This is a genomic window from Neorhizobium phenanthreniclasticum (assembly GCF_040066075.1).
Taxonomy (GTDB): domain Bacteria; phylum Pseudomonadota; class Alphaproteobacteria; order Rhizobiales; family Rhizobiaceae; genus Neorhizobium; species Neorhizobium petrolearium.
Genome location: NZ_JBEAAL010000011.1, coordinates 74529 through 99378 on the forward strand (window position 1 = coordinate 74529; position 24850 = coordinate 99378).

General features: G+C 60.5%; 22 protein-coding genes. 8 read left to right on the plus strand and 14 right to left on the minus strand.

Going from position 1 to position 24850, the window contains the following annotated elements; translation table 11 throughout:
• Positions 1–9 precede the first annotated feature (9 nt).
• Genes ABK249_RS15885 through ABK249_RS15895 form a run of 3 tightly spaced genes read left to right on the plus strand, consistent with a single transcriptional unit; the run spans position 10 to position 2747 of the window.
• The gene (locus ABK249_RS15885) at positions 10–1008 is read left to right on the plus strand and encodes a TRAP transporter substrate-binding protein (protein WP_348863287.1); all 999 of its coding nucleotides are present in this window, start codon (positions 10–12) and stop codon (positions 1006–1008) included.
• A complete protein-coding gene (locus tag ABK249_RS15890; RefSeq protein WP_265105687.1) occupies positions 1009–1137 on the plus strand; it encodes a hypothetical protein in 129 nt (42 codons plus the stop codon).
• Positions 1134–2747, plus strand: coding sequence for a VOC family protein (locus tag ABK249_RS15895; RefSeq protein WP_348863288.1), 1614 nt, complete (start codon positions 1134–1136; stop codon positions 2745–2747). The genes ABK249_RS15890 and ABK249_RS15895 overlap by 4 nt, the downstream gene beginning before the upstream one ends.
• On the opposite strand, the gene ABK249_RS15900 is transcribed toward ABK249_RS15895, so the two are convergent.
• The 13 genes from ABK249_RS15900 to ABK249_RS15960 all read right to left on the minus strand — a co-directional run bounded on the left by ABK249_RS15900 (position 2692) and on the right by ABK249_RS15960 (position 16046).
• Entirely contained in the window at positions 2692–3786 is a 1095-nt protein-coding gene (locus tag ABK249_RS15900) for a pyridoxal-phosphate-dependent aminotransferase family protein (protein ID WP_348863289.1), read from the minus strand. The genes ABK249_RS15895 and ABK249_RS15900 overlap by 56 nt on opposite strands.
• Positions 3776–4573 carry an ABC transporter ATP-binding protein gene (locus ABK249_RS15905; protein WP_348863291.1) on the minus strand — a complete coding sequence of 266 codons (798 nt, stop codon included), beginning with the start codon at positions 4571–4573 and terminating at the stop codon, positions 3776–3778. Before ABK249_RS15905 ends, ABK249_RS15900 begins: the two co-directional genes overlap by 11 nt.
• Entirely contained in the window at positions 4570–5352 is a 783-nt protein-coding gene (locus ABK249_RS15910; protein WP_348863292.1) for an ABC transporter ATP-binding protein, read from the minus strand. Before ABK249_RS15910 ends, ABK249_RS15905 begins: the two co-directional genes overlap by 4 nt.
• Positions 5349–6179 (minus strand): ABC transporter permease, encoded by an 831-nt coding sequence (locus tag ABK249_RS15915; RefSeq protein WP_348863293.1) that lies wholly within the window; start codon positions 6177–6179, stop codon positions 5349–5351. Before ABK249_RS15915 ends, ABK249_RS15910 begins: the two co-directional genes overlap by 4 nt.
• Complete coding sequence (locus ABK249_RS15920) at positions 6176–7165, minus strand: ABC transporter permease (RefSeq protein ID WP_348863294.1); 990 nt, start codon at positions 7163–7165, stop codon at positions 6176–6178. The genes ABK249_RS15915 and ABK249_RS15920 overlap by 4 nt, the downstream gene beginning before the upstream one ends.
• A 43-nt stretch (positions 7166–7208) precedes the next feature.
• Positions 7209–8819: an ABC transporter substrate-binding protein gene (locus ABK249_RS15925; RefSeq protein WP_348863295.1), complete on the minus strand. Its 1611-nt coding sequence runs from the start codon at positions 8817–8819 to the stop codon at positions 7209–7211.
• 177 nt (positions 8820–8996) lie between these two features.
• A complete protein-coding gene (locus ABK249_RS15930; protein ID WP_348863296.1) occupies positions 8997–10016 on the minus strand; it encodes an ABC transporter substrate-binding protein in 1020 nt (339 codons plus the stop codon).
• A 39-nt stretch (positions 10017–10055) separates the two neighbouring features.
• Positions 10056–10469, minus strand: coding sequence for a Rieske (2Fe-2S) protein (locus tag ABK249_RS15935; RefSeq protein ID WP_037147673.1), 414 nt, complete (start codon positions 10467–10469; stop codon positions 10056–10058).
• 2 nt (positions 10470–10471) lie between these two features.
• Positions 10472–11578, minus strand: coding sequence for an amidohydrolase family protein (locus ABK249_RS15940; RefSeq protein WP_348863297.1), 1107 nt, complete (start codon positions 11576–11578; stop codon positions 10472–10474).
• Positions 11575–12699 carry an amidohydrolase family protein gene (locus tag ABK249_RS15945; protein WP_348863298.1) on the minus strand — a complete coding sequence of 375 codons (1125 nt, stop codon included), beginning with the start codon at positions 12697–12699 and terminating at the stop codon, positions 11575–11577. The genes ABK249_RS15940 and ABK249_RS15945 overlap by 4 nt, the downstream gene beginning before the upstream one ends.
• Positions 12700–12713: 14 nt before the next feature.
• Positions 12714–13817, minus strand: a complete 1104-nt coding sequence (locus tag ABK249_RS15950; protein ID WP_037147667.1) for an amidohydrolase family protein — start codon at positions 13815–13817, stop codon at positions 12714–12716.
• 3 nt (positions 13818–13820) lie between these two features.
• Entirely contained in the window at positions 13821–14900 is a 1080-nt protein-coding gene (locus tag ABK249_RS15955; RefSeq protein WP_348863299.1) for an amidohydrolase family protein, read from the minus strand.
• 240 nt (positions 14901–15140) lie between these two features.
• Positions 15141–16046, minus strand: coding sequence for a LysR family transcriptional regulator (locus ABK249_RS15960; RefSeq protein WP_037148561.1), 906 nt, complete (start codon positions 16044–16046; stop codon positions 15141–15143).
• Positions 16047–16580: 534 nt separating this feature from the next.
• On the opposite strand from ABK249_RS15960, the gene ABK249_RS15965 reads away from it, so the two are divergent.
• From ABK249_RS15965 to ABK249_RS15985, 5 genes are all read left to right on the plus strand, one after another.
• Positions 16581–17642, plus strand: coding sequence for an ABC transporter substrate-binding protein (locus tag ABK249_RS15965; RefSeq protein ID WP_052182710.1), 1062 nt, complete (start codon positions 16581–16583; stop codon positions 17640–17642).
• Positions 17643–17727: 85 nt separating this feature from the next.
• Positions 17728–19494 (plus strand): ABC transporter permease, encoded by a 1767-nt coding sequence (locus tag ABK249_RS15970; protein ID WP_348863300.1) that lies wholly within the window; start codon positions 17728–17730, stop codon positions 19492–19494.
• A gap of 82 nt (positions 19495–19576) precedes the next feature.
• Positions 19577–20671, plus strand: coding sequence for an ABC transporter ATP-binding protein (locus tag ABK249_RS15975; RefSeq protein ID WP_348863302.1), 1095 nt, complete (start codon positions 19577–19579; stop codon positions 20669–20671).
• A 195-nt stretch (positions 20672–20866) separates the two neighbouring features.
• Complete coding sequence (ligM, locus tag ABK249_RS15980; protein WP_348863303.1) at positions 20867–22273, plus strand: vanillate/3-O-methylgallate O-demethylase; 1407 nt, start codon at positions 20867–20869, stop codon at positions 22271–22273.
• 335 nt (positions 22274–22608) lie between these two features.
• Positions 22609–22854 (plus strand): hypothetical protein, encoded by a 246-nt coding sequence (locus ABK249_RS15985; protein WP_348863304.1) that lies wholly within the window; start codon positions 22609–22611, stop codon positions 22852–22854.
• A 71-nt stretch (positions 22855–22925) separates the two neighbouring features.
• Here the strand turns inward: ABK249_RS15985 and ABK249_RS15990 are convergent, their stop codons facing one another.
• On the minus strand, positions 22926–24323 hold the full coding sequence (locus ABK249_RS15990; protein ID WP_348863305.1) for an FAD-binding oxidoreductase: 1398 nt from the start codon (positions 24321–24323) through the stop codon (positions 22926–22928).
• Positions 24324–24850: the final 527 nt, after the last annotated feature.

Consider the following 24850-nt stretch of genomic DNA (forward strand, 5'->3'; position numbering starts at 1 on the left):
ATTCCTGGCATGGAAAAATTCAACCGCCGTACGCTTTTGAAGACCGCAGCCGCAACCGGTGCCGCGCTTGCCGCGCCTGTTTGCGTTCGCACCGCGGCAGCCCGCACCACGACGATCACGGTCGCTTCGCTTCTCGGCGACGACAAGCCGGAAACCAAGGTTTGGGTGAGGATCGGCGAGCTTGTGGAGGCCAAGCTGCCGGGGCAATTCAAATTCAACGTCGTCAAGAACGGCGCGCTCGGTGGCGAGAAGGAAGTGGCCGAAGGTGCGCGTCTCGGCTCGGTACAGGCCAGCCTTTCCACGGTCTCGTCGCTCTCCGGCTGGGTGCCGGAGTTGCAGATCCTCGATCTGCCCTTCCTGTTCCGTGACAGCGACCACGTTCGCAGAACGGTGGATGGAAGGGTCGGTGCAGATTTGAAACAAAAGCTCGCCAGCCAGAATTTCGTGGTCGGCGGCTTCATAAACTACGGTGCCCGGCATCTGCTCACCAAGGAGCCCGTCACGCGGCCTGAACAACTCAAGGGCAAGACGATCCGCGTCATCCAGAGCCCGCTCCACACCAGGCTTTGGAGCGCTTTCGGTACGACGCCCGTCGGCGTTCCGATCACCGAGACCTACAACGCGCTCTCGACCGGCGTGGCCGATGCCATGGACCTGACCAAGTCCGCCTATGCCGGCTTCAAGCTTTACGAGGTCGTACCTTATATGACCGAGACCGGTCACATCTGGGCTTCGGGCGTGATTTTCTACGCTGCAAGCTTCTGGAACCGTCTCGATGACGAGCAGAAGGCGGTCTTTCTGGCTGCGTCGCAAGAAGGAGCAGTTTATTTCAACCAACTCATCGTCGAAGATGAGACGGCTTCCGTCGAACAGTCGCTCAAGAACGGCGGCAAGCTCTTGAAGCCGGAAGCCTTCGAGGAATGGCAGAAGGGCGCTCAAGGGGTGTGGCAGGATTTTGCCGGCATCGTCGGCGGCCTGGACCGGATCAAGGCTGTCCAGGCGGCCTGAATGCGGACTCCTATATCTGCACCGGCAATCGAGACGCTTGACGAATTGCAGGCGCGCGACGAGTACCGTTATCTGATTGGCATCAAAACGGTCTTCGTCCGTCAACAGAAGGATTTCATCAGCGTATGACCAGCGGCTTGCATCACATCACGGCCATTACCCGCAAGATCCAGGCGAATGTCGATTTCTACGTGGGCTTCCTGGGTCTCAGATTGGTGAAACGCACGGCAGGTTTCGAGGACGCGCAACAGCTTCACCTGTTCTATGGTGACGGGGCGGCATCGCCGGGTTCGCTCGTAACATTCCTTGCCTGGGAAGATGGTTCGCTGGGACGCGTCGGCCATGGCGCGCCGAGCGAGATCAGTTTTGTGATCGCGCCGGAGGCAATCGGTTTCTGGCTGACGCGGGCGCTGCAATTCAACGTCAAGCTCAGCGGGCCGGCACAGGAATTCGGCGAACCGGTGCTCAGGCTCGCCGACCCGGACGGAATCATCGTCAAGCTGGTCGGCGTGGAAGAGACATCACCCTGGATCTGGTGGAAAGGCGGCGGTATCTCCGAGACGGATGCAATTCGCGGGCTACGCGGTGCGACGATCCTCTCCGAAAAGCCGGTGGAGACTGCGGAATTCCTGATCCGGCATATGGGGCTGAGGTTCGGACCGAAGGAGGGCAATATCCAGCGGCTGGTTTCGGATGCGCAGGACATTGTCGATGTCCGTGATGCCCATGGTTTCTGGACCGCTGCGCCGGGCGCGGGCACGATCGACCACATCGCTTTTCGTGCGTCCGACAAAGCGCATGTCGAGGCTGCGCATGCCGCCCTCCGGGCTGAAGGCGACGGTGAGATGAACATGCATGACCGGCACTATTTCTATTCGCTCTATGTGCGTGAGCCGGGCGGCACTCTGATCGAGCTTGCAAGCGATGGACCCGGTTTTACGACCGACGAGACAGTCGAAACGCTTGGCACGCGGCTCTTCATCCCGAAGCATTTCAACGCGGATCACGATGCACTTCGGGTCATGCTGCCGCAATTCGGCCTGCCCGGGGAGGAGCGGGTTATTTATCGCGACCTGCCTTTCGTGCACCGCATCCATATGCCGGAAAGATGGGATGGCTCGACGCTGGTTCTGCTGCACGGAACCGGTGCCAGCGAAACCAGCATGCTGCCCTTCGGACGCAAGGTTGCGCCGAACGCCATGCTGATCGGCATCCGCGGACGCTCGACGGACGAGGGCTATCCGCGCTTCTTCCGCCGTTTCGACCAGGTGACGTTCGACCAGAAGGAGATCGTTTCCGAAACGGAAGCCTTCGTCGCCTTCGTTGAGGAACTGGCTCCGGCTTACGGGGTGGATCCCTCCCGAACTGCTTTCGTCGGTTATTCCAATGGCGGCAATATGATCGGAGCGGTCATGCAGCTTCATCCGACCCTGATCCGCAAGGCGGTCTTGCTGCGGTCGATGAACGTGCTCGAGGAAAAGCCGGTGGTCGACCTCTCGGGGGCACAGGTCCTTTCGCTCAGCGCAACCGACGATTTCTACGGTTCGCTTACGCCAGAGCTGGAAAACCGGCTTCGCGCGGCAGGGGCAGAGGTGGCGGCGAAAAAACTCGACGCAAATCACGGGCTCGGTCGCGAGGACGAGGAGATCGTCCGCAACTGGCTGACCGAAAAAGGGCGTCTGATCAGTCGCCGTAGTGGTGAGCGATCGCCTCGACGGCTGCGGCGATATCCGCCTTGAATCCCGATCGCCTGAGACCAATTCCATACGCAGTGACATTGCCGAGCACGATGTCGAAACGGGCCCGCAAGCCGGTGTGGTTGAGCCGGATCAGGCGGTTTGCTCCCGGTCCGACGCCGATCGAAAACTCCATGCCGAGCGGAGCGGCGACGGCAAGCAGCGCTTTGGGGTCGGCGGCCTCAGAAAGCTCGACCGCGGTGACGAGATGCGAACCTTTTTCCGGCTTCACCCAAGGCTCGGCGCCCAGCGCAATCAGTCCAGCATGCGTCGCCCTTGCAGCGCGGCCATGTCGTGCAATGACAGAAGCCAGACCTTCCGCTTCGAGCCGATCCAGAGCAGCTTCAAGCGCGAAAAATTCCAAAGGCGCCGTCGTGCCGGGAAGTGTGCCCCGGCCGGCGTCGAGCCAGGCCTTCTGGTCGAGAAGTGAAAGGATCGAGCCCGTCGGACCGCCGTCCCGGGAGATCAGTTGCCAGGCGGCGGAACTGACGGAGAGTGCCGAAAGCCCGGCCGGGCCGGCCAGCGATTTCTGCGGACCGATGATGGCGATATCTACGCCCAGTTCATCGACATTCAGGTCGTGGCCGCCAACGGAGGCTACCGCATCAACGATCGTCACGATGCCGCGGGCGCGGGCGAGAGCGAGGATATCCTCCATCGGATTGAGGATGCAGCTTGCTGATTCCGCATGGCAGAGCGCCAGAACCTTCATGTCCGGATGGGCATTCAAGGCCCGTTCCACGGCTTCCACGTCGATCGGACGAGCCGGCTCTGCCGCCAGCTCAATGACGTCGGCCCCGCCGCGTCTCAGCCAGTTGCCGAACCAGAGGCCATAAGGACTGGTGACGATGTTGAGCACTTTCAAGCCGGGGCGTGCAAGGCTCGTCGCGACCGCTTCCAGCGCAACGACGGCTTCTGCCTGAATAAGGAGCACGTCGTTGCGCGTCCCGAGGACCTTTGCGATGCGATCGGCAATCGAGGCATAGCGCACGGCCGGGAACGGCGGCGCATTGCTCAATGGATTCCAGGTTTCAGACGTCATGGGCGGAGTCTCTCGTTGGTTCGATGACGAGGCGTGGCACTGCCGCAATCAAGGCTCTTGCCGCCTGAGATTGCGGATTCCCGATCATCTGGTCCGCCGGACCGCTTTCTACCAGCCGTCCGGCATCCATGATGGCAATCCGGTGGGAGACGGCGCGCAGCACGGCGAGATCGTGGGAAACGAAGAGATAAGCGATGCCCCGCTCTTCCTGCAACTCGACCAGCAATTCCAGAATCTTGCCGCGAATGGAAACGTCGAGCGCCGAGACCGCCTCGTCGAAAACGATCAGCGACGGTCGGGTGGCAATGGCGCGGGCAATCGCTATCCGCTGCCGCTGACCACCAGACACTTCGCGGATCGAGCGCGCAACGTAACTTGCAGGCAGGCCGACGCGGTCAAGCAATGCAGCGATCTCCTTCGGCCTTTCGGCTTTCGGCACGATGGCGTGGATGCGCAGCGGATCGTCGAGCACGGAGGCGACCGTGGCGCGTGGATTGAACGCGCCGAGCACATCCTGGAAGACCATCTGAATTTTCGCGCGACGACGGCGGAGGTCGTAACCCGAAAGTGTCAACCAGTCCTCATCCTCGAAGCGGACCGTGCCCGCATCCGGTGGGATCAACCGCATGAGGATGCGCGCCAGCGTCGATTTCCCGCTGCCGGAAGCGCCAGCGAGTCCGAGCGTCTTTCCGTCGGCAATTGTCAGCGACACGTCCTTGAGCGCCGCGATGTCGCGGCTGCCGGACGAAAAGCGTTTCGAGAGGTTTTCGATCGAGAGCAAGGTCATGAGGCAGGCTCTTTGATCAGGGGTGATGTGGAGAGGTCGCGATGGCTGGCGATCAGCGTTTGCGTATAGAACTCCCGCGGGGAGGAAAGGACCGCAAGGGTCGGTCCAGCTTCGACCAGGCGGCCATCCTTGAAGATTGCGACGCGATCCGCGAAACCTGAAGCCAGAGCGATGTCATGGGTGATGAACAGGAGCGTCATATCGGCTTCTTTGACCAGATCGCCGAGCAGCGCCACGATCTCCGCCTGCACCACCATATCGAGCGCGCTGGTCGCTTCGTCGGCAATGAGAAAGCTCGGCTTTGCAACTAGCGCCGCAGCGATCGCGACGCGCTGGCGTTGACCGCCGGAAAGTTGGTGCGGGAAAGCTCTCAATGCCTTTTCCGGTTGCGGGATACGAACTTTTTCCAGAATCTTCAGCGCCTGGGCATAGGCGGCCGACCACGGAAGGCCAAGATGCCGGCGAGCGCCCTCAGCCACCTGTTCGCCGATGGTCAGAACGGGGTTGAGGCTGGAAGACGGGTCCTGGAAGACGAAGCCGAGCTCGCGGCCCGGATGTGGTGGATGGCCGGCTGACCATTCCATTTCGCCAGTCACGCGCGCGCCGGACGGCAGGAGCCCGGCGATGGCGCGCGCCAGCGTGCTCTTGCCGGAGCCGCTTTCGCCGATGATCGCCAGCCGTTCGCCGGCAAGGATGTCGAGATCAACCGCGTCCAGGGCCGGCGCCGGCTGACCGGCATAGACAACCGAAAGGCCGCTGATCCTGCAAAGCGCGGTCATGCCTCGATCCTCCGCCCGGCAAGAGCCTTGGTCAGCCCCTCGCTGAAGAGGTAGACGCCGACGACCGTAATGACCAGCGCTATGCCGGGGAAGACCGACAGAAACGGCGAGGAGCGCAGGATATTGCGCCCCTCGGCAATCATGGATCCCCAGGTCACCGTGTTCGGGTCTCCAAGGCCGAGGAAGGAGAGGGCTGCTTCGGTCAAGATCGCCGCAGCGACGATGATGGCAGACAGCGCCAGAACCGGCGGCAGCGCATTCGGCAGAATTTCCTTCAATGCAATCTCCACCGGGTGCATGCCGATCACCCGTGCAGAGGCGACGTAATCCCGTTCCTTGATCGACAGAACCTGCGCGCGCGTGAGCCGCGCCGGGTTTGGCCAGGCGCCAAGCGCAATCGCCAGTACGACAATGGGCACCGAGGCGCCAACGACGCTGACGAAAGCCAGCGCCAGCAGGAAGCTTGGCACGATCTGGAAGGCATCGACTACACGCATCAGCGCTTCATCGATGAGGCCGCCGGCAAAACCCGCTGTCAATCCGACGCAAAGGCCGATGGTAATGGCGGCCAACGCGGCGGCGATGCCGACCAGGAGCGAGGTGCGCGTGCCATGGATGATGCCGGCCATGACATCGCGGCCGAGCCGGTCGGTGCCGAGCGGGAAATTCGGGTCGCTAAAGGGGGGCAGAAGGGCGCGTCCGGCGATATGCAGCGGATCACCGGGAGACAGCAGGGGGGCGAGAATTGCGATTAGCGCAAGGATAACCAAAATGCACAGTCCAACGGCACCTTCCGGCGTTCTGCTAAGATTTTGGATGAGCTTCATGGGCCCGGCTCCGAGGCACCGACCCGAGGGTCGAGCGCGGCATAGATGATGTCGATCACCAGGTTGACGCAGATAACCAGCACTGCACTGACGACGATGATGCCCATGAGCAGGGGCGCATCGCGGCCGCTCACCGCTTCCTGGGCCAGTCGTCCAAAGCCCGGAATGGCAAAGATGCTCTCGATCACGACGCTGCCGCCGAGCATGGCGGCCGATTGCAGACCGAGCATGGTGACGAGCGGCAGGAGCGCGTTGCGCGCCACATGGCGCAGCACGATGCGGGTGCGAGAAAGGCCCTTGGAGCGGGCGAAGAGCACGAAATCCAGCGTCCAGGCCTCTGTCATGCCGGCCCGCATGACTCGCAGGAAGAGTGCCATGTAGATGAGCGCCAACGTGCCAACAGGCAGAACGAGGTGCGTGGCGATGTCACCGGCTCGGTCAAGCCCGGTCCTGCCGGAGGCGATCGTCTCGATGCCGGAGGTCGGCAACCAGCGGAGCTGCACGGCAAATATGATGCTCAGCACCAGGCCGAGCCAGAAGCTCGGGATTGCGTATAGAACAAGGGAGACGGTCGAGAGCGTTCGATCTGCGAGGCTTTCCGGCTTTGCACCGGCGACGATGCCAAGTGCAGAACCTAACCCGAAGGAGAGCACCGTGGCACTGCCCATCAGGAACAGCGTGTTCGGCAGGCGTTCGAGGATCAGGTCGAGCACCGGCCGGCCGAAGGCGACCGACCAGCCGAGATCGAGCCGCGCCAGCGAAGAGGCATAGAGCCAGAGGCGGGCGAACATGGACTGGTCGAGACCATAGGCCTGGCGCAGCGCTTGCGCGACCGTGGCATCTCCGCCGCCGATCGACAGGAGATAGGCATCGACGGCATCTCCGGATGCGGATTCGAGCAGCAGGAAGGTCAATACGACGACGATGAGCAGCACGGGAATGCTGCTGATCGCGCGGCGCCTGATCAATCGAAGGGCACGGTTCACGCTGCTTGAAGCCTCGGGACTCGGATTTCCAAGGCCAAGCCTATCACGATTGCAGCGCCGTATCCGCCCAGTTCGATACTGCCCAGCGCGGATTGTTGGAGACGTTGAGTACCGTGTCGCGCGCGACTGTGATGAAGCCCCATTCGGCGACGTAGATCAGCGGCAGGTCGGCGGCGACGATCTTCTGGAACTGCTTGTAGAGCTCCGTCCGCGCCGCCGTATCGATCGTCTCCGCCGCCTTGGAGATAATGCCATCGAGCTCCTTGCTGGCATAACCGCCCTGGTTGGAGAAGGGCACGCCCGCCGGAATGCCGGACTGAACGAGGATGGTGGTGGAAATCGCCGGATCGCCACGAAAGACGGGCGGGGCGACGGCCAGGTCGAAATCGTGATCCGTATAGACAGCCTTCTGGTGGGCGGCGGAATCCGCATTGACAAGCTGTGCATCGATACCGATCGCGGCGAGCGCCTGGCGCAGGTAATCGCCGAACTGCCTCGTCTCGTTGAAATAGGGAGCGGGCCGGAGTTTCAGCGAGAAGCGCGTACCATTGGCGCCTTTCGGATACCCGGCCTCATCGAGCAGGACATTGGCCCTGGCGACGTCGAAATCGTAGGTCGGCACGTCGGCGTCATAAAATTCCGGCGCGTTCTTCGGCACCGGCCCGGTCGAGGCGACGGCATATCCAAGGAAGATCGTGTCGACGACGAATTTCCTGTCGATCGCATGCGCGATCGCCTGGCGCACCTTGAGGTCGGCGAGCTCCTTGCGGCGATGGTTGATCTCCACCACGAGCTGATAGGTCAATGCCTCATAGCCCTTGGAGATGACCTTGATGCCCGGCACTTTGGAAATGCGGTCGAGATCGGTCAGTGGAACGGCGGAGAAGGCGGCGAGTTGAATTTCCTCCGCCTCCAGCGCCGCGCCGGCGCCGGCGCGGTCCGGCAGCACACGGAAGATCACTTCGTCGAGCTTTGGTTCGCCCTTTGCCCAGTAGTTCTCGTTCTTGGTCAGACGGTAGTATTCGCCGGGCTTGTATTCCGCAAACTTGAACGGACCAGTGCCGATGAGCTTCGTATTCGCCGGATTGGTCGCAATGTCCGTGCCCTCATAAACGTGCTTCGGCACGACGCTGCTGACGACCGGCAGCGCGTTGCGGATGAGCTGCACCGGCGTCGGCTTCGAAAATCGGAAGATGGCAGTCGTCTCGTCCGGCGTATCGACGGTCTCCAGATTGGCGAAGACGAGGCGACCGAGATTCTGCAGCGGCTTCCAGATGTTGAGCGCGGAGAAAGCCACATCGGCGGAGGTGAAAGGCTTGCCGTCGTGCCACTTGACGCCCTCGCGCAGCTTGAACGTAACGGACTTGCCGTCCGGAGAACCTTCCCAGGAGGTTGCAAGCCGGGGAGACAGCCCTTCCTTGCCCTCGAACGAGGCTTCCGCGAGCGGTTCGATCACTTTGCTGGCGATGAAGAACACGCCGTTCGAGGCAACGATCGCGGGGTTCAGATTTTTAGGCTCCGAGTCGGCCGCGACGATCAGCCGACCACCGGACGGTGCGTTCTGTGCGCGCGCAAATCTCGGCAGGGCGGTCGAAGCGAGCAGCGCGGCGCCGGCCTGAAAAAGGGTTCGTCTTGAAAGGCTTGCGATCGACATTGCTCTCTCCTGCGTCCATCATTTTCGACGGATATTGCCAGCGAAATCGCCAGCCGCACAGGCAGGAAATTTCGCCGAGCCGCATTCGGGAACAAATTCCCGGTCGAAACCGGGTCGTATCGATAAAAAAGGGTCCGGCAGGACGTCCCGCCAGACCCCTCAAGGCCGGGAGGACCTTTACGGATAGATTTTCTTGGCAAGGTCCATCATCGGACCATATTCGTCCAACTCGCGGGTGCCGAGCAGTTTGGCGCTGGCGAAACGCTTCGACTCCGGATCGAGCTGGTCTTCGACGCCTTTGATCACAGGCAGCATCCAGGCCTTTGCGTAGGTCACCTGCGATTCCATTTCGAGGAAATGGTTGATGAAGAGTTTTGCCGCGTTGGGATGCGGCGCGTTCTTCATGATGGCGAAATGGATCGACACATAGGGAACGCCTTCCGGCGGCACGATCACCTTGATCGGCAGCCCCTGCAAGTCATTGGCGAAGGCGAACATCTGCGGGATGTAGACCGGATATTCGCCGCGGGCGACGCGACGGGCATCATTGCGGAGATCCCGACTGAAAACAGGCTTGTTTTCGGCCAGCTTTTCGTTGAACTCCTGGCCGAAAGTCTTGTTGAAGACCACGAACATGGTGCCGCCGGAGCCGAGGGGGCGCATGTCGTCGGAGAGGATCTTGCCCTTCCATTTCGGATCGGCGAGGTCCTTCCAGCTCTTCGGCTCATCCTCCGGTTTCACGAGGCCGGTGTTCACCAGAATGCCATAGGCCTGCAAAAAGCCCGGCACGTGATCGTCGGCGACTTCTTTTTTCATGTCGTCGCGAATATTGGCGACGTTCGGAATCTCACCGAGCGGCTCGATTTGGATGCCTTGGTTTTTTCCCGTTTCAATCGAGTTTGCCGAATGCATCTGGATATCGGCGATGTAGCGGCCGGCAGCCTGTTCGGAGCGCAGGCGTTCGGTCAGTTCGCTGGCCCGCACATCGAGCGATTCGACCTTGATGTCGTATTTTTCCTGAAAGGATTCAACGACGGCGACGAAGTTCGGCGCGCCGAGTTGCGAGTTATAGACGGTGACGGTGCCTTCTTTCTTGGCGGCTTCCACCACCTTGTCCCAGTCGGCATCCTGCGCCAGCGCAGGTCCTGCGAGTATTGCGCCGAGCGCCAATACAGTGAATTTCTTGATAAGCGACATTTCTCCTCCCTGGAATATTCGCTGTGATTTCGGGCGTCATCAGATCTCCACGACGACGTAGTCCTCGTCGATGGAGACCGGAAAGACCTCGGCCTGATAAGGGCCTTCCGTGAGCGCTCCGCCTTTGGCGACGGTGACGTCGAAACTTTTCACACGGGTGCGCGCCGGATCGCACCAGGATTTCCCGGTGCGGATGTCGAACTCCCAGCCGTGCCAAGGGCAGCGTACCAGCTCGCCGTGCCGCGTCATGCGGTACTGGCCAGGCTCATCGGATTCAGCCAGCCCCACCATCTGGCCGCGGCAGAGATCGGCGCCCTCGTGCGGACAGCGGTTGGCGATGGCGAAGAATTCGCCCTTGACGTTGAAGAGGGCGATGTCGCGGCCTGCGACCTTCACCAGTTTGGATTTGCCGATATCGAGTTCATCGACCCTTGCGACGACGTGACGAGCCATTCTCAGTTCAATCCATAGAAGTTGACAGCATTTCCGGCGAAAATCGCCGCTTTCTCGGCCGCGGTGAGCGGTATCTTGAAAGCGTAGCGAGGATCGTCGAAGTCCCAATGCGGATAGTCGGTCGAGAACATCAGCCGATCGGTCCCGATCCATTTCAGCGTGTCGGTCAGGTTTTTCGCCGGGTTCGGTTCTTCCATAGGCTGGGTGGTGAACCAGATATTGCGGCGCAGGTATTCAGACGGTGGCCGCTTCACATGCGGGACTTCGTCGCGCATCGTGCTCCAGGCCTTGTCCATGCGCCAACCGAAAGCGGGCACCCAGGAAAAGCCGCCTTCAACGAACGAGACTTTGAGCTCCGGAAAGCTCTCGAAGACCCCTTCGAAAATCAGGTTGGCAATCCCCGCCTGCATCGTCTGCACCTGACTATGGTGTTCTTCGATATAGTAGGATGGCCAGCCGGCGCCGGTCGCCGGATGCCCGCCGACGCCTCCGACATGCAGCGAGATCGGCAGGCCGTGGCCCACGGCGGCTTCGAAGATAGACCAGTGACGGCGTTTTCCCAACGGTTCGATGGAGCGCGGCGGCAGGAGAACCTGCGCGAACCGCTTGTCGGAAGCGCGGCGATTAATCTCCGCAACAGCGCTCGCCGGGTCTTCCTGAGTGACGATGATCGAGCCGCACAGTCGCGGTTCCGGCTCCAGGAATTTGCCGAGCTGCCAGTCGTTCAGCGCGGTCGCGAGCGCCACGGCGAAGTCCGGATGGCGCTGGCCGCTGGCATTGAAGCGCAGCGGCACAAGCACGCCGATATCGATGCCCAGCCCGTCGAGATGCTGTTCACGCAGGAAGGGCAAATCGGAACCCGGCGGACCGCCGGTCGGCGGCCAGGAATCGACGCGCGAGACTTCCGGCACCATGCGCGGATGGGAGAGCGTTTCAGCAAGCCCCTGCCGGGTATGGCCGCCATAGGTCGCCAGATGATCCTTCCACCGCTGCGCGAGATAGGGATGCAGTTCGGCCGGCGTCTTCATAGACGGATGAATGTCGCAGTCTATGAGGTTATATTTGGCCTTTGCCTCGACCGGGCGCTCCAGCGTTTGGGTTTCCGTCATTTCGCGACCTCCTTTCCGAAATCCGCGGCGATCCGCGAATAGGTGGCGAGCGGATTGTCGATCAGAATTTTCCTCGCCAGCGTTTCGCCGAAACTTGCGGAAAGCGCATTCAGGCCTTCGAATTGCGTATGCGGATAATCCGTCGAAAAGAGCAGGATGTCATCGCAATCGATATGCTCGAGCGTGCGCGCGAGTGCGTCCGTTCCAATCGGGGCTTCGACAGGCTGCAGCGTGAACCGCACATGCCTTTTCACGATATCGCTCGGTTGTTCCGTCACCCAGGGCGTCTCGGCGCGCACGCCGCGCCAGGTCTTGTCGGCCCGCCAGAAGAAGGATGGCAGCCAGGTGAAACCGCTTTCAGCGAAGACCACCGTCAGGTCCGGAACCTTGTGGAAGACCCCTTCGGAAATGAGGCTCAGGAGCTGGCTTTCGAAGATCGATGCCTGAGCCACATAGGCCTCGACGAAATAACTTGGCCAGCCGGTGGCGGTTGGTGCATGGCGATTGCTTCCACCGGCATGAATACAGAGTGGTAGCCCGTTTCGCGCGGCGGCCTCGTAGATCGGCCAGTATCGCCGGCGGCCGAGAGGCTCGTCGTTCTGGGCGAGGATCAGTACCTGAACAAAACGTTTGTCGGCGGCGCGTTTCTCGATTTCCGCGACGGCGAGTTCGGCATTCTGGGCGGAGACGATGATGGAACCCCGCAGGCGTTGCTCCTTGTCTAGCCATTCCCGTGCCAGCCATTCGTTGACCGCGCCGCAAAGCGCCGCCGCCATATCGTCGGAATGCATGATCATCGAGCCATGCAGCACATTGCAGATGGCGAACCGTGTGCCGAACGGATCGAGCGCCTGGGAGCGCACCGTCTCCAGGGTGTCACCCGCAAAGCCGCTTGTCGCCGTCCAGTCCGAACGGACATTGATTGGCGCACGTGCCGGTGAGGACGTCATGGCAAGGCTCAGCCGATCGACGCCGCGCATGACAAAGGTCTCGCGCCAGTAGTCGTCCAGATAGGGAAGCAGCGTCCTGGTCGCCGGTGAGGCTGGGTGGAGATCGCAATCGATCCCCCCGACCGTCGAGAGGCCCGTCTCCTTGCCCAATGATCTGACCATTTCATTCATGCGATTACTCCGGGTCAGGCCAGACGGTAGACGTGCTTTGCGTTGTCGCGGAATATCTGCGCGCGTTCCGTCGGCGACAGCGGCACCTTGAAGGCAAAACGCGGATCGTCGAAATCCCAATGCGGATAATCGGTCGAGAACATCAGCCGGTCGGTGCCGACCCAGCGGAGCGTGTCGAGAAGGTGGCGGTTGTTTTCCGGCTCCTCGATCGGCTGGGTGGTGAACCAGACGTTCTCGCGGATATATTCGGACGGCGGCCGTTTCACATGCGGGACTTCGGAACGCATCCGCTCCCATTGCTTGTCGAGCCGCCAGGCAAGGGGTGCCGCCCAGGCGAAGCCCCCCTCGACAACCACGAGCTTCAGCTTCGGGAATCGCTCGAAGACGCCTTCAAAGACCATGCTTGTGACGACGCTCTGCAGGCTGTGCGAGAAGGCGTAATGTTCCTCGATGTAGAATGAAAGCCATCCTGCGCCACTGTTGGTGTGCCAGCCGTAGGCGGCCGAATGCATGCCGATCGGCATATTGTAGTGCTCGGCTGCTTCATAGATCGGCCAATAGCGGCGGCGTCCCGCCGGTTCGATGGTGCGCGGCGGGATGGCAATCTGCACGAAGCGGCTATCGCCGATCCGCGCGTCGATTTCGGCCAGCGCGGACGGAGTATCTTCCTGGGTGACGCAGATCGAGCCCTTCAGGCGCGGTTCGGGAGCCATCCATTTGTCGATCTGCCAGTCGTTGGCGGCAGCGCACATGGCCGCGCCGAGCTCCTGGTTCAGGGTCGAGGAACCGGCCGCGAGCGGCTGCAGGATGCCGTATTCGATGCCGAGCGGATCGAGGAGTTGTTCCTGCAGATAGGCGAGATCGGAGGCAGGCGGCCCGCCATTCGGTGGCCAGGAGTCGCGCCGCATGCCGTTGCCGGGCGTCATGCGCGGGTAGGGCAGGGTGCCGACGACCGGATTGGCGCTGCGCGGTCCGTAGTCCGCCAGATGGTCGCGCCAGCGCGCGGGCAGGAATTTCGAGAGCTCGCTCGGCGTGCTGAGGGCCGGGTGGATATCGCAATCGATGACGCCGAGTTTGGCCTCGGCCTTGGCGTCCTTTTCCAGAACGGCTTGATTCATGGGTTAACCCTCCAGTCGCGGGTAGGTGGCGAGCGCGTTGTCCCGGACCAGGCGGTCGATCAGGCGTTCCGGGAAGCCCGCGGGAATGGCGGCATCACCTTCGAACTGCGGATGCGGATAGTCGGTCGAGAAGAGCAGCATGTCGTCGGCGTCGAGATGTTCTATGATGCGCTCCAGCTCCTTTGGATCACGTGGCGCGTCGAAGGGTTGCGTCGTCATGCGAATCTGGCGGCGGACCATCGCGGCTGGCGGTTCCTTCACCCACGGTATCTCGATGCGGGCGCCGCGCCAGTCCTTGCTCATGCGCCACATCTGGCCGGGCAGCCAGGAGACACCGGATTCGATCAGCACGATCTTCATGTCGGGAAATTTGCCGAGCACACCTTCGGCGACGAAACTGCCGACCTGGGCTGCAAAACCCTGGATCTGGTGGACGTAATCTTCGGCAAGATAGGAGAGGAAACCGCTTTGGCTGGGTGCATGGCGATAGGCGCTGCCGGCATGCACGCCCAGTGTGAAACCGTGGCGCTGGGCAGCCTCGTAGATCGGCCAATAGTAGCGACGGCCGAGCGGCATTTCGCCCTGGCAGAGCGCCAGCACCTGCACGAAACGCTTGTTGTCGGCAAAACGCTCGATCTCCTCGATGGCGGCTTCAGGATTCTGCATCGGCAGGACGAGCGAGGCGCGCAGCCGCGGGTCCTTGTCCAACCATTCCGCCTTCAGCCAGTCGTTGGTGGCGCGGCAGATCGCGGTGGCGAGATAAGGGTCGTAGATTGCATGCACGCCGGTCACGCAGTTCAGGATCGCATATTTGAGGCCGAACGGATCGAGCAGGTTCTTGCGCAGTTTTTCGACGCCCCTGCCTTCGGCAGCCTTCCAGTCCTCGCGGAAAAATGGCCTGGTGCGTGTCGGGAAATTGGTGAGTTCGAGGCGATCGACATCGCGCGAAACCACGATCTCCTGCCAGTAATCGTCCAAATATGGCAGCAGATCGGCGCGCTGGGGCGCATCCGGGTGAACGTCACAGTCAATCGCGCCCAATTGCGACAAAACCGGGCTCCGCTGGACCACAGCAGTATCCACCGCGCAAACCTCCCTTTTCTCGGCGGCCAGCTCTCTGTCCAGTGGCCAGCCCGCATCTCACTCCCGGGACGGTGCGTTTTAACGCGGCTACCGCCCATCGCATCCGTGATGCGTTTCCTCGATATGAAAGGTAAGGGGCGCCGAAGCGCGTGAGAATACTCTTTTTTGTCGTAGCGGCTTTCGCAAAACGAGAAAGCCGAAAGGCATTCGGCTTTTCTTCCGCGGCAAAGATGCGGCTGGCTATGCGGCTCTTTCGCCGTGTACCAGTGACGCATGCATATGGATCTTCAGCCAATCCATCAGCGCCTTCACACTTGGCTTTCGGGCCTGCGTCTGGGGGATCAGCGCCTTCAGCCAGAGTTCCGCGACGGGATAGTCCGGCAGAAGTTCCATGAGCTTGCCTGTCCTGATCGAGTCTTCGGCCACATAGCTCGCCACCATGGCAACGCCGCGACCCCGCAACGCCAGATCATGCAGGATCTGCGTGTCGTTGGCGCTGAAGGCGGAACGCACTTCCACATCGATGGGTCCGCCGGGGCTCATGAAGGACCATGTCGAACCCGTCGCGTGGAAGGTCAGACAGATGTGATTGACGAGATCGCGCGGATGTTTCGGAATACCTCTCGTTTCGAGATAGGAGGGGGCGGCGCACAGTTTTCTCGGGTAGGGGCAAAGCGGCTCGTCGATAACGTTGGAATAGGAGGCAGGCAACGCCCCGAGCGCGATGTCATAGCCCTCCTCGGCCGGATTGACGGATCGATCGACCAGCGCAAGATCCATGGTGACATTTGGATTCTCCTGCTGGAAATCGCTGAGGATACGGGCGAGGAAGGCGATCGTCACCGTCGTCGGCGCCTTTATCCGGAGATGTCCTTCAATACGCTGAGCGACTGCGGCAGCACCGCTGATCGCATCGTCGACTTCTTTCACCAGCGCCTGGTAGCGAGGCAGGTAACGTTCGCCGACCTCTGTCAGGATGAGCTGGCGTGTCGAACGGACGAAGAGTTTCACCCGCATCTGATCTTCCAGCCGGCTGATGCGCTTCGTCACCACGGACGGGGCAACACCGAGGTGACGGCCGGCGGCAGAGAAGCTGCCGGAGCGGGAAACTGCGATGAATGTACGGATATTTACGAGCGTGTCCAATGCGTTAGCCTCCCAATCCGCCTTCGAAAGACGGTCCTCCGTTTGAACCTTAACACAGTTTATCTTTCTGTTTTCGAGAAAAGTGAATGTAAAAAAATGGTGCTTTTCGACTGCATGGGAAAAGGTCAATGTAACAGAAGAGGGAATTCCGGTTCTCCGTGTGATGCCGTTCTGGCCTCTTGGGAAGAGGAGGGTAATCGACCGGAATTCGTAAACAGGGAGTTTCAATTGATATCGGGCGGCGTTGTCGGAAGGGAAGTTTCGCCGCGCCGCCGGGTGCATATCAGGGACCTTGTCAAATGTGGAGTACGTGCCAGATCATTTCCAGCCGATATCGAATTGAACGGCGAGTGAGAGTCTAGGGCACTGCCGCGGCCTTTCGGGCCGGGACGGGAGAAAGGTGGCGAAGCCGTTCGGGAAAACGGCTTGGTCGAAAGGAGATCGCGGCGGGACGGCCGCAGAGAGTTCGGTGTCGGATGCCGGGAAAGACCCGGACCAAACACCAAATCGTCAAGTTCCAGGGAGGAGAGATACGTGACGAAAACGATATTCGTGACTTCGGCCATGAGGAAATGGTCGCGGCGATTTTTTCTGACAGTCGCAGGCGGCCTGATCATGGCGTCGGCGGTGGGCCTGCCGGTTCAGGCACAGGACGCCGAATGGCAGAAGGTGATCGAGGCGGGCAAGAAGGAGGGCACGCTCGTCCTCTATACGGCGCTGGTCGGCCAGCCGAGTACGAAGGCGATCGCGGAGGCCTTCACAGAAGAGTATGGCATCGAGGTCGAAATCCTCGAAGCCCGCGCCAGCGAGATTCGCGAGCGCGTTCGCGTCGAGCAGGCTGCAGGCCGTTTTGCTGCCGACGTGATGTTCACCAGCGAAGGGCAGACCATGCTCTACAATACGCAGGACAAGTCGGTCGATCCGCTGCCCGTGACGCCGAACTCCGGCAAGATCAACGACAGGTTCAAGCTCAAGGTTCCGATGGCTTCGGTCATGACCATTCCCTACGGCATCATGATCAATACCAGCCTCGTCAAGCCGGAGGATGAGCCGAAGAGCTGGAAAGACCTCGCTGATCCGAAATGGCAGGGCAAGATCCTTTCTGACGATCCGCGCGCCATCGGCGCCGGCTATCTCTGGTTCTTCTCGACTCATGACCGGATTGGAGAGGATTACGTTAAGAAGGTCGCCGGACAGAAGCTCGTCTTCACCCGCGACCAGCGTGAATCCCAGCGCCGCACCGCGCGGGGCGAATATTCGATCTACATGCCGGTCATCCTGACCGACTTCTCGGATCTGAAGGGCCTGCCGGTCAAGTTCATCATTCCCGAGGAAGGCGTTCCCTACGTGCTTTATGGCAACGTCCTGCTCAAGAAGGCTCCGCACCCGAACGCCGCCAAGCTCTATCTCGACTTCATGCAGAGCCCCACCGTGCAGAAAATCTACGCGGGTCTCGGCTACGGTCCGGTGCTGGACGGCATGACAGAAGGCCTGCCGGCCGACGTCAAGGCGATTTCCGAAGCCAAGCTCTACGGAACGACGGATACGACGCGCCAGAACGAGATGCTCGCCAAGTCGAAGGAAATTTTCAAGTGACGTGACGCGCCGTCGTCGGCCCGGGGGCTTCAACTTCGGGCCGATGCCGGCGCTTTTTTCATGACATCGGAGCAGCGAGGATCCCATGACGATTATCCATAATCGCTCCCTAGACGATATCACCGATAACGCACCTGTTCTCGGTGGCAATGCCTTTACACGTGCCTTTTCCGGCGGTTCCCTGCCGCGGCTGATCGGCATGCTGGTGCTGATCCTCATCCTCGGCTTCCTGACGATCTATCCGCTCTCGATGCTGCTTTACGGCAGCCTGCATTCCACGCCTCCGGGCATGGCCGGCGAATTCAATCTGAACGGCTATCGTTCGATCATGACCACCCAGAACCTCATGATTCTGGCCAATACCGTCGGCATTTCGCTCGCCAAGACCATTCCGTCGCTGGTGATCGCGGTTTTTCTCGCCTGGATCGTCGCGCGCACCGACACGCCGTTCCGCGGCACGCTGGAAGTGCTGATCACATTGCCATTCTTCATCCCGCCGATTTTGACGGCTATGGCCTGGGGCATGCTCGGCAATCCGCAAGTCGGCGTTATCAACATGGTTTGGCGATGGCTCACCGGCGCGCAAGATCCGCTGGTCAACATCTACTCCTATGGCGGCGTCATCTGGCACATGTGTCAGTATTCGATTCCGTTCCTCTTCCTGTTCATGGTCGATGCATTTCGGGCGATGGACCCCTCGCTCGAAGAGTCGAGCCGCATGTGCGGCGCCTCGCGCTGGACGACCTTCCGCAAGATCACGCTGCTCCTGATGCTGCCGGTGCTGACCAGTTCCTTCATGCTGAGCTTCATTAAAGGTATCGAGACCTTTGAGTCGGCTCTGTTCTTCGGCCTTCCGGCCGGGATCAAGGTCATCACCACGGATATCTACGAGTCGATCAACCACCGCGCCACGCCGGATTACCAATACGCGACCTCGCTTTCCTTCGCGATCATGGGCCTGATGTTCCTGCTCGTCATCGCGCAATGGGCAATCCTGCGCGGCAAGAGTTTTCAGACCGTCACAGGCAAGGGGTTCCGTCCCAATGTGATGGAACTCGGCCCCTGGCGCTGGGTAACCTTCGCCTTCTGTCTGTTCTTCTTTTTCATCACCGTCCTGCTGCCGGTCGGCCAGCTGGCGCTCGGCTCATTCTTCCGGTTCTTCGGGTTCTACACCTACGACATGCTGACGCTGGAGCATTACAAGTCTGTCTTCGCCAATTCGGAATTCTGGCGGGCGGTGCGTAACACGATGATGCTCGGCCTGCTCGGCGCGACCGCCACCATGGCGCTCGGCGCCGTGGTGGCCTACATTTCCGTGCGCACCAAATGGAAGGGCCGCAGCCTGATCGACGGCATGGCCTGGTTGCCTTGGATGATGCCGGGTATGGTTCTCGGCGTCGGCTTCCTTTGGGCGTTCGCGATGCTGCCTGGGCCAATCCCGATCTATGGCACGGTCTGGGCGCTGCTGCTTGCCTATATCGCGCTGGGTACGCCGGTTGCTGTCCGCGTCATGACAGGCTCCTATCACCAGCTTTCCTATGACCTCGAAGAGTGTTCGCGCGTCCACGGCGCAAGCTGGGTTCAGACGATGTGGCGCATCCTGGTGGCGCTCGCCTGGCCGGCTTTCGCGGTCGGCTGGGTGCTCACCTTCTTCGGCATCATGCGCGAGCTTTCAGCATCGATCCTTCTCTATTCGGTCGGTTCGGAAACGCTTGCCGTCGTGCTTCTGAAGCTCTGGGCGAACGGCAATGCCGAGCAGGTGAGCGTCATCGGGCTCCTGATGATGTTGCTCGTCATCCTGTTCCGATGGGTGCAGCTCCGTTTCATCAAGGCGCGCATCAGCAAACTCTAGGCACGGCGGCTCCGGCCGCCGCCCTCTATCGAATTTTTCAAGAAGCGGGTCCCGGGATTCGCACTCGACAAGGAAGAGAAATATGGCTTCGGTGACGCTCGAAAACGTGACGCGGATGTATGGTGCGATCACGGCCGTGGACCAGGTGAACCTGAAGATCAAGAGCGGGGAGTTCGTGACGCTGCTCGGACCCTCCGGTTGCGGCAAGACGACGACGCTGCGCATGGTGGCGGGGCTTGAAAAGAATACCGGCGGGCGGATCTCGATCGGCGACAATGTCGTTTCGGATGCAGACAAGGGTTATTTCGTGCCGTCGGAACGCCGCCGTCTCGGCATGGTCTTCCAGTCCTATGCGATCTGGCCGCATATGACGGTGTTCGACAATGTCGCCTATCCGCTGCGTATCCGCCGCAAGTCGGACAAGGAAATCCGCGATCGGGTGATGAACGCGTTACGTCTGGTCGAGATGGAGCAATATGCCGAGCGTCCGTCGCCGGCACTCTCAGGCGGTCAGCAGCAGCGTGTCGCGATTGCCCGCGCGCTGGTGTTCGAGCCGGAAGTGTTGCTGCTCGACGAGCCGCTCTCAAACCTCGATGCGCGGTTGCGCACCCAGATGGGCGACGAGTTCCGGGCGCTACAGCAACGGCTGAAGATCACCGCGCTTTATGTCACCCACGACCAGTCGGAAGCCATGGCGCTTTCCGACCGCGTCGTCGTGATGCATGGCGGAAAGATCCTGCAGGTCGGCGCGCCTGAAGAGATCTATCGTCGACCGGAAAACCGGCAGGTCGCCGCATTCTTCGGCACGCCCAACTTGCTGAATGCGAAGGTCAAGGATTGTCGCCCGAACGGTGGTCAGTATTACAAACTGGATGTCGAAGGGCAGGGCTGGTCCGGCGAATGTCATGCGGCGACCGAAATGCCGAGGGGCACGGATGTCACCGTCATGGTGCGCCCCGAGAACCTGCAGATTCGCGAAGCAGGCACCATCGATGAGGGGCTCTCTTGGTCGGGTGAAATCTCTCAGGCGATCTTCCGCGGCCCGCACCGCTCGATCATGATCAAGACGCCTGCGCAGACGCTGCATGTGGAAACGCCGTCGCTTGCAGAGATCGGCATCGGCCGTCCGGTGACGGTCGCGGCATCCTCGGACGCCGCCTGGGCCGTCCGCAATTGACAGCCTCGCCGATGTGTACACGTCCGAGGCTGATGTTTCTCGATTTCTTTCCGGATTGCAGGGAAGTTATGGCCTGCATCCATTTCTAATTGGCTGTCAGCCAATTTATGTATACATAGATGGTCTCGATATCATGCTCCGGGCTTCGTTTAATGTGGGCTCGGGAGCGCTGGCTCGATCGAGTGAGGAGGAGAAATGGCCAAGAATCTGACCCAGATCCTGAAGGAAAAGGGCAATACCGTCGAGATGCTGCGCAATTCGCGCATCGGCATGTACATCTATCCGGTCGTCGCCCCGGAGTTCTCGAACTGGCGCACCGAACAGGTCGCCTGGCGTGAATCGGCCGTTCTCTTCGACCAGTCGCACCACATGGACGAGTTGATCGTCGAGGGGCCGGATGCCGCCAAATTCCTCGAAAGCCTGGCGATCAACAGCTTCGCCAATTTTGGCACCAATCGCGCTAAACACTATGTTCCGGTCACTCCGGCCGGTCATGTCATCGGTGACATGATCATCTTCCGTGAGACGGAGCAGAAATTCGTGCTCGTCGGCCGCGCGCCGACCGCCAACTGGCTGCGCTACAACGCTGCGCTCGGCAAGCACAACGTGAAGCTCACCCATGATCCACGCTCGCCCTCGCGCCCGGACGGGAAGCAGGTGACCCGTGTTCACTATCGCTTCCAGATCCAGGGGCCTGATGCGCCTAAAATCTTCGAAAAGATGAACGGCGGTCCGATCCCGGACATCAAGTTCTTCCATGTCGACTGGATCAATGTCGGCAACAAGAAAGTTCAGGCTTTGCGTCATGGCATGGCCGGCGCTCCCGGTCTCGAAATCTGGGGGCCTTATGCGGAGAAGGACGAGGTTCGCGACATCATCGCCAAGGCTGCGAAGGATGCGGGCGTCGATCTCTATCTCGTCGGGGCCCGCGCCTATTCGACCAATACGCTGGAATCAGGTTGGATTCCGTCACCTCTTCCGGCGATCTATACCGGCGAGGAACTCAAGGGCTATCGCGACTGGCTTACGGAAGACAGCTATGAGGCGACCGGCTCAATCGGCGGCAGCCTCGTCTCCGATAATATCGAGGACTATTACGTCAATCCTTATGAACTCGGCTACGGCATCTATATCAAGTTTGACCATGACTTCGTGGGCCGTGCCGCTCTCGAAGCGATGAAGGGCAAGCCGCAGCGCAAGAAGGTCACTTTCGAGTGGAATGCGGAAGACGTGATGAAGGTCATCGCGTCGAACTTTGTGCCCGGTGGCGAGGCCTACAAGTGGATCGACCTGCCGCAGCCGAACTATGCGTCCTCCAGCGCCGACAGGATCATGCACGGCAGCAAGGTCGTCGGCATGTCGATGTTCAACGGTTACAGCTACAATGAGCGTTGCATGCTGTCGCTCGGCGTCGTCGATCACGACGTCCAGGAAGGCGACGTTCTGACGCTGATCTGGGGTGAGCCGAATGGCGGCACCGACAAGACGTCGATCGAAAAGGGTCACAAGCAGGCCGAAATCCGCGTCCGCGTTTCACCGACGCCCTATGCCCGCGAAGCGCGCGAGAATTATGCCGAAAGCTGGCGCACGAAGCACGCCTGATTCCACTCCCAAGGCAAAAAACGAAAGCGGCGCCCGCAAGGGCGCCGCTTTTCGTTTGGGATTAAGCGGCAGCCGATGATAGGTTGCGGGGTTGCCGATCCGTGTCAGCAACATCACATGATTCATCGCTAGGAGGATATGCGATGGTTACATCCGCAGCAATTGAGAAGTACATCCGGTTCATCAACTCACGGAAGCCTAGAAAGGTCATTCGCCGAGATCGCATTATTAAGCTGCTGCGCTAAGGCGAGAGGCGGCGGAGGTGGCACCCCACTTTAGGACCTCCGACTGTAGGCGTATAATGTCTTTATCAAAGCGAACAAAGGAGTAGTTAGATGACAAAGCTGTTATGGGCCAGCCCAGTCGGTCTGAGTTACGACTTCAAAACGAAAACAGGACGATTGGACATGGCGCTCGGCGAGAGCTGTGACATGACCGCCTGTATCGATCTGTTTCAGGGTATAGATCCCAAAGTGACGACTATCAAGACTTACTCTGGCACCAAGGCCGACACCTCTTACCATAGAAAGGGAAGAGCATGGTTTGTCCATCTTCCACATGAGCTTAGAGTGGGTGGCTGAGTGTTCCCCAACCCTTCGCTTTGGCTCAGGGCGTTCGTTATGCGAAACGATTCACTGGATCATTTCGTCGGCTACGCCGACCATTCCTCACTCCCCATCTTGCCGGGATTCATGATGCCCATCGGGTCCAGCGCGGCCTTGATACGCTTCATCACATCAACGGCTTTGCCGTGCTCCCGACGCATGAATTTCAGTTTTGCCATGCCGATGCCGTGCTCGCCGCTTGCCGTGCCGCCGACGACCAGAGCGCGTTCCACAACACGATCGGCCAGTTCCTCGGCCTCTCTCAGATGTTCGGGATTGTTTGGGTCAATCAGGTAGGCAGTGTGAAAGTTGCCGTCGCCGACATGGCCGATGATCTGGCCTTTCAGCGATGATGCGTCGATGTCGGCGCGCGCGGCGACGATGCTCTCCGCCAGCCGCGAGATCGGCACGCAGATGTCACCGGTATAGAGATCATAGCCCGGAATGATCGCTTTCGTGGCCCAGAAGAGATCGTGGCGGGCCTGCCACAGCTTTGCCCGTTCGTCCGCGTCGGTGGTCCAGCGGAAGCCGATCGCTCCATGGCTCCTGGTAATGTCTTCGGCGAGACGAGCTTGCTCCTCCACCCAGGCGGGCGTCCCGTGGAATTCGAAGAAGAGGGTAGGGGCGACCGGCAGGTCGAGCTTGGAATAACTGTTGACGCCAGCGATCGCCACCTCGTCCAGAAACTCGACGCGGGCAACCGGAATGCCGTATTGCACCGCTTCAATGACCGCTTCCACAGCTTCGGCAACCGTGGGAAAAGCGCAGATTGCTGAGGATACTGCCTCCGGGATGGGATGGAGGCGGACGGTAAGTTCGGTGATGACGCCGAGCGTGCCTTCCGCGCCGACGAAAAGATGCGTCAGATCGTAACCGGTCGATGATTTCCGTGCCCGCGAACCTGTCCGGATCGCGGTTCCGTCCGGTGTCACCACTCTCAGGGCCAGCACGTTTTCCCGCATGGTGCCGTAACGCACTGCAGTCGTGCCGCTGCCGCGGGTCGAGGCCATGCCGCCGAGCGAGGCATCGGCGCCTGGATCAACAGAGAACATCAATCCGGTCTCGCGCAGTTCCACATTGAGTTGCTTGCGGGTGACGCCCGGCTGGACGACGGCGAGCAGGTCCTCCGGGCGGATTTCGAGGACCTTGTTCATCTCCCGGGTGTCGAGCGTGATGCCGCCGCGAACCGGGATGGTATGGCCCTCCATGGACGAGCCCGCACCGAAGGGGACGACCGGTACGCCATGAGCGGCACAGGCCGAAATGATCGCCTGGACTTCCTCTTCGGTGCGCGGAAAGGCGACGGCATCGGGGAGATGAGGCTTCAGCCGCGACGTGTCGTGGCTGTGGTGGTCCCGGACCGAGACCGATGTTGCCAGCCGGTCACCGAGAACGGTCTTGAGCTCCGCAATCGCCTTGCCGGCCGGTGTAGCGAGATCGTCCATATGTTCTGTTCCTCCCTGATGTCTGCAATGACGAAACAAGCGTCCCGATACTCTGATCCGGGATGCTGATAGATATATCCAATCCAGTCGACTGCCGACTTTCCGCAGCCGGACCACCTCCACCCTTCGGACTGGTCTCGACCCGTCCCAACCCGCGAATTCCGCTGCACGTGTATGCAAGAACCGGTTGGCCTTATTTTAAGCTGTTTGAGATTCGGGTGAAGAGCCCGTCAAAAGAATCTCAGGTCGCCTGATTTTTTTGTATGCAAATTGAAATGACAACTTGTCGTTTCTGCGTGGATGTGTTGAACTTCGTCTACTCGGGTAGACGACATTCAGGGCAGTGGGATTCGTCTTGGGAGACCGAGTTGGGAGGAAATCGGTGTATACACGGCTGTTCAAGACAGTTGCGTCTGCCTTTGACTCGGCGGGCTCGATTTCGACTGCGGAGGCGGAGAACGCCTCCGTCTCCGCAGGTCCTATGGAGCATCTTTCCCCAGCCGCTCTTCGGACGCCGGCAATAGCTC

What these genes read in the sequence shown, in the direction of transcription:
- ABK249_RS15885 (WP_348863287.1), top strand. Translation starts at nt 10, where the DNA reads ATGGAAAAATTCAACCGCCGTACGCTTTTGAAGACCGCAGCCGCAACC.
- ABK249_RS15890 (WP_265105687.1), top strand. Translation starts at nt 1,009, where the DNA reads ATGCGGACTCCTATATCTGCACCGGCAATCGAGACGCTTGACGAATTG.
- ABK249_RS15895 (WP_348863288.1), top strand. Translation starts at nt 1,134, where the DNA reads ATGACCAGCGGCTTGCATCACATCACGGCCATTACCCGCAAGATCCAG.
- ABK249_RS15900 (WP_348863289.1), bottom strand. Translation starts at nt 3,786, where the DNA reads ATGACGTCTGAAACCTGGAATCCATTGAGCAATGCGCCGCCGTTCCCG.
- ABK249_RS15905 (WP_348863291.1), bottom strand. Translation starts at nt 4,573, where the DNA reads ATGACCTTGCTCTCGATCGAAAACCTCTCGAAACGCTTTTCGTCCGGC.
- ABK249_RS15910 (WP_348863292.1), bottom strand. Translation starts at nt 5,352, where the DNA reads ATGACCGCGCTTTGCAGGATCAGCGGCCTTTCGGTTGTCTATGCCGGT.
- ABK249_RS15915 (WP_348863293.1), bottom strand. Translation starts at nt 6,179, where the DNA reads ATGAAGCTCATCCAAAATCTTAGCAGAACGCCGGAAGGTGCCGTTGGA.
- ABK249_RS15925 (WP_348863295.1), bottom strand. Translation starts at nt 8,819, where the DNA reads ATGTCGATCGCAAGCCTTTCAAGACGAACCCTTTTTCAGGCCGGCGCC.
- ABK249_RS15930 (WP_348863296.1), bottom strand. Translation starts at nt 10,016, where the DNA reads ATGTCGCTTATCAAGAAATTCACTGTATTGGCGCTCGGCGCAATACTC.
- ABK249_RS15935 (WP_037147673.1), bottom strand. Translation starts at nt 10,469, where the DNA reads ATGGCTCGTCACGTCGTCGCAAGGGTCGATGAACTCGATATCGGCAAA.
- ABK249_RS15940 (WP_348863297.1), bottom strand. Translation starts at nt 11,578, where the DNA reads ATGACGGAAACCCAAACGCTGGAGCGCCCGGTCGAGGCAAAGGCCAAA.
- ABK249_RS15945 (WP_348863298.1), bottom strand. Translation starts at nt 12,699, where the DNA reads ATGAATGAAATGGTCAGATCATTGGGCAAGGAGACGGGCCTCTCGACG.
- ABK249_RS15950 (WP_037147667.1), bottom strand. Translation starts at nt 13,817, where the DNA reads ATGAATCAAGCCGTTCTGGAAAAGGACGCCAAGGCCGAGGCCAAACTC.
- ABK249_RS15970 (WP_348863300.1), top strand. Translation starts at nt 17,728, where the DNA reads ATGACGATTATCCATAATCGCTCCCTAGACGATATCACCGATAACGCA.
- ABK249_RS15975 (WP_348863302.1), top strand. Translation starts at nt 19,577, where the DNA reads ATGGCTTCGGTGACGCTCGAAAACGTGACGCGGATGTATGGTGCGATC.
- ligM (WP_348863303.1), top strand. Translation starts at nt 20,867, where the DNA reads ATGGCCAAGAATCTGACCCAGATCCTGAAGGAAAAGGGCAATACCGTC.
- ABK249_RS15985 (WP_348863304.1), top strand. Translation starts at nt 22,609, where the DNA reads ATGACAAAGCTGTTATGGGCCAGCCCAGTCGGTCTGAGTTACGACTTC.
- ABK249_RS15990 (WP_348863305.1), bottom strand. Translation starts at nt 24,323, where the DNA reads ATGGACGATCTCGCTACACCGGCCGGCAAGGCGATTGCGGAGCTCAAG.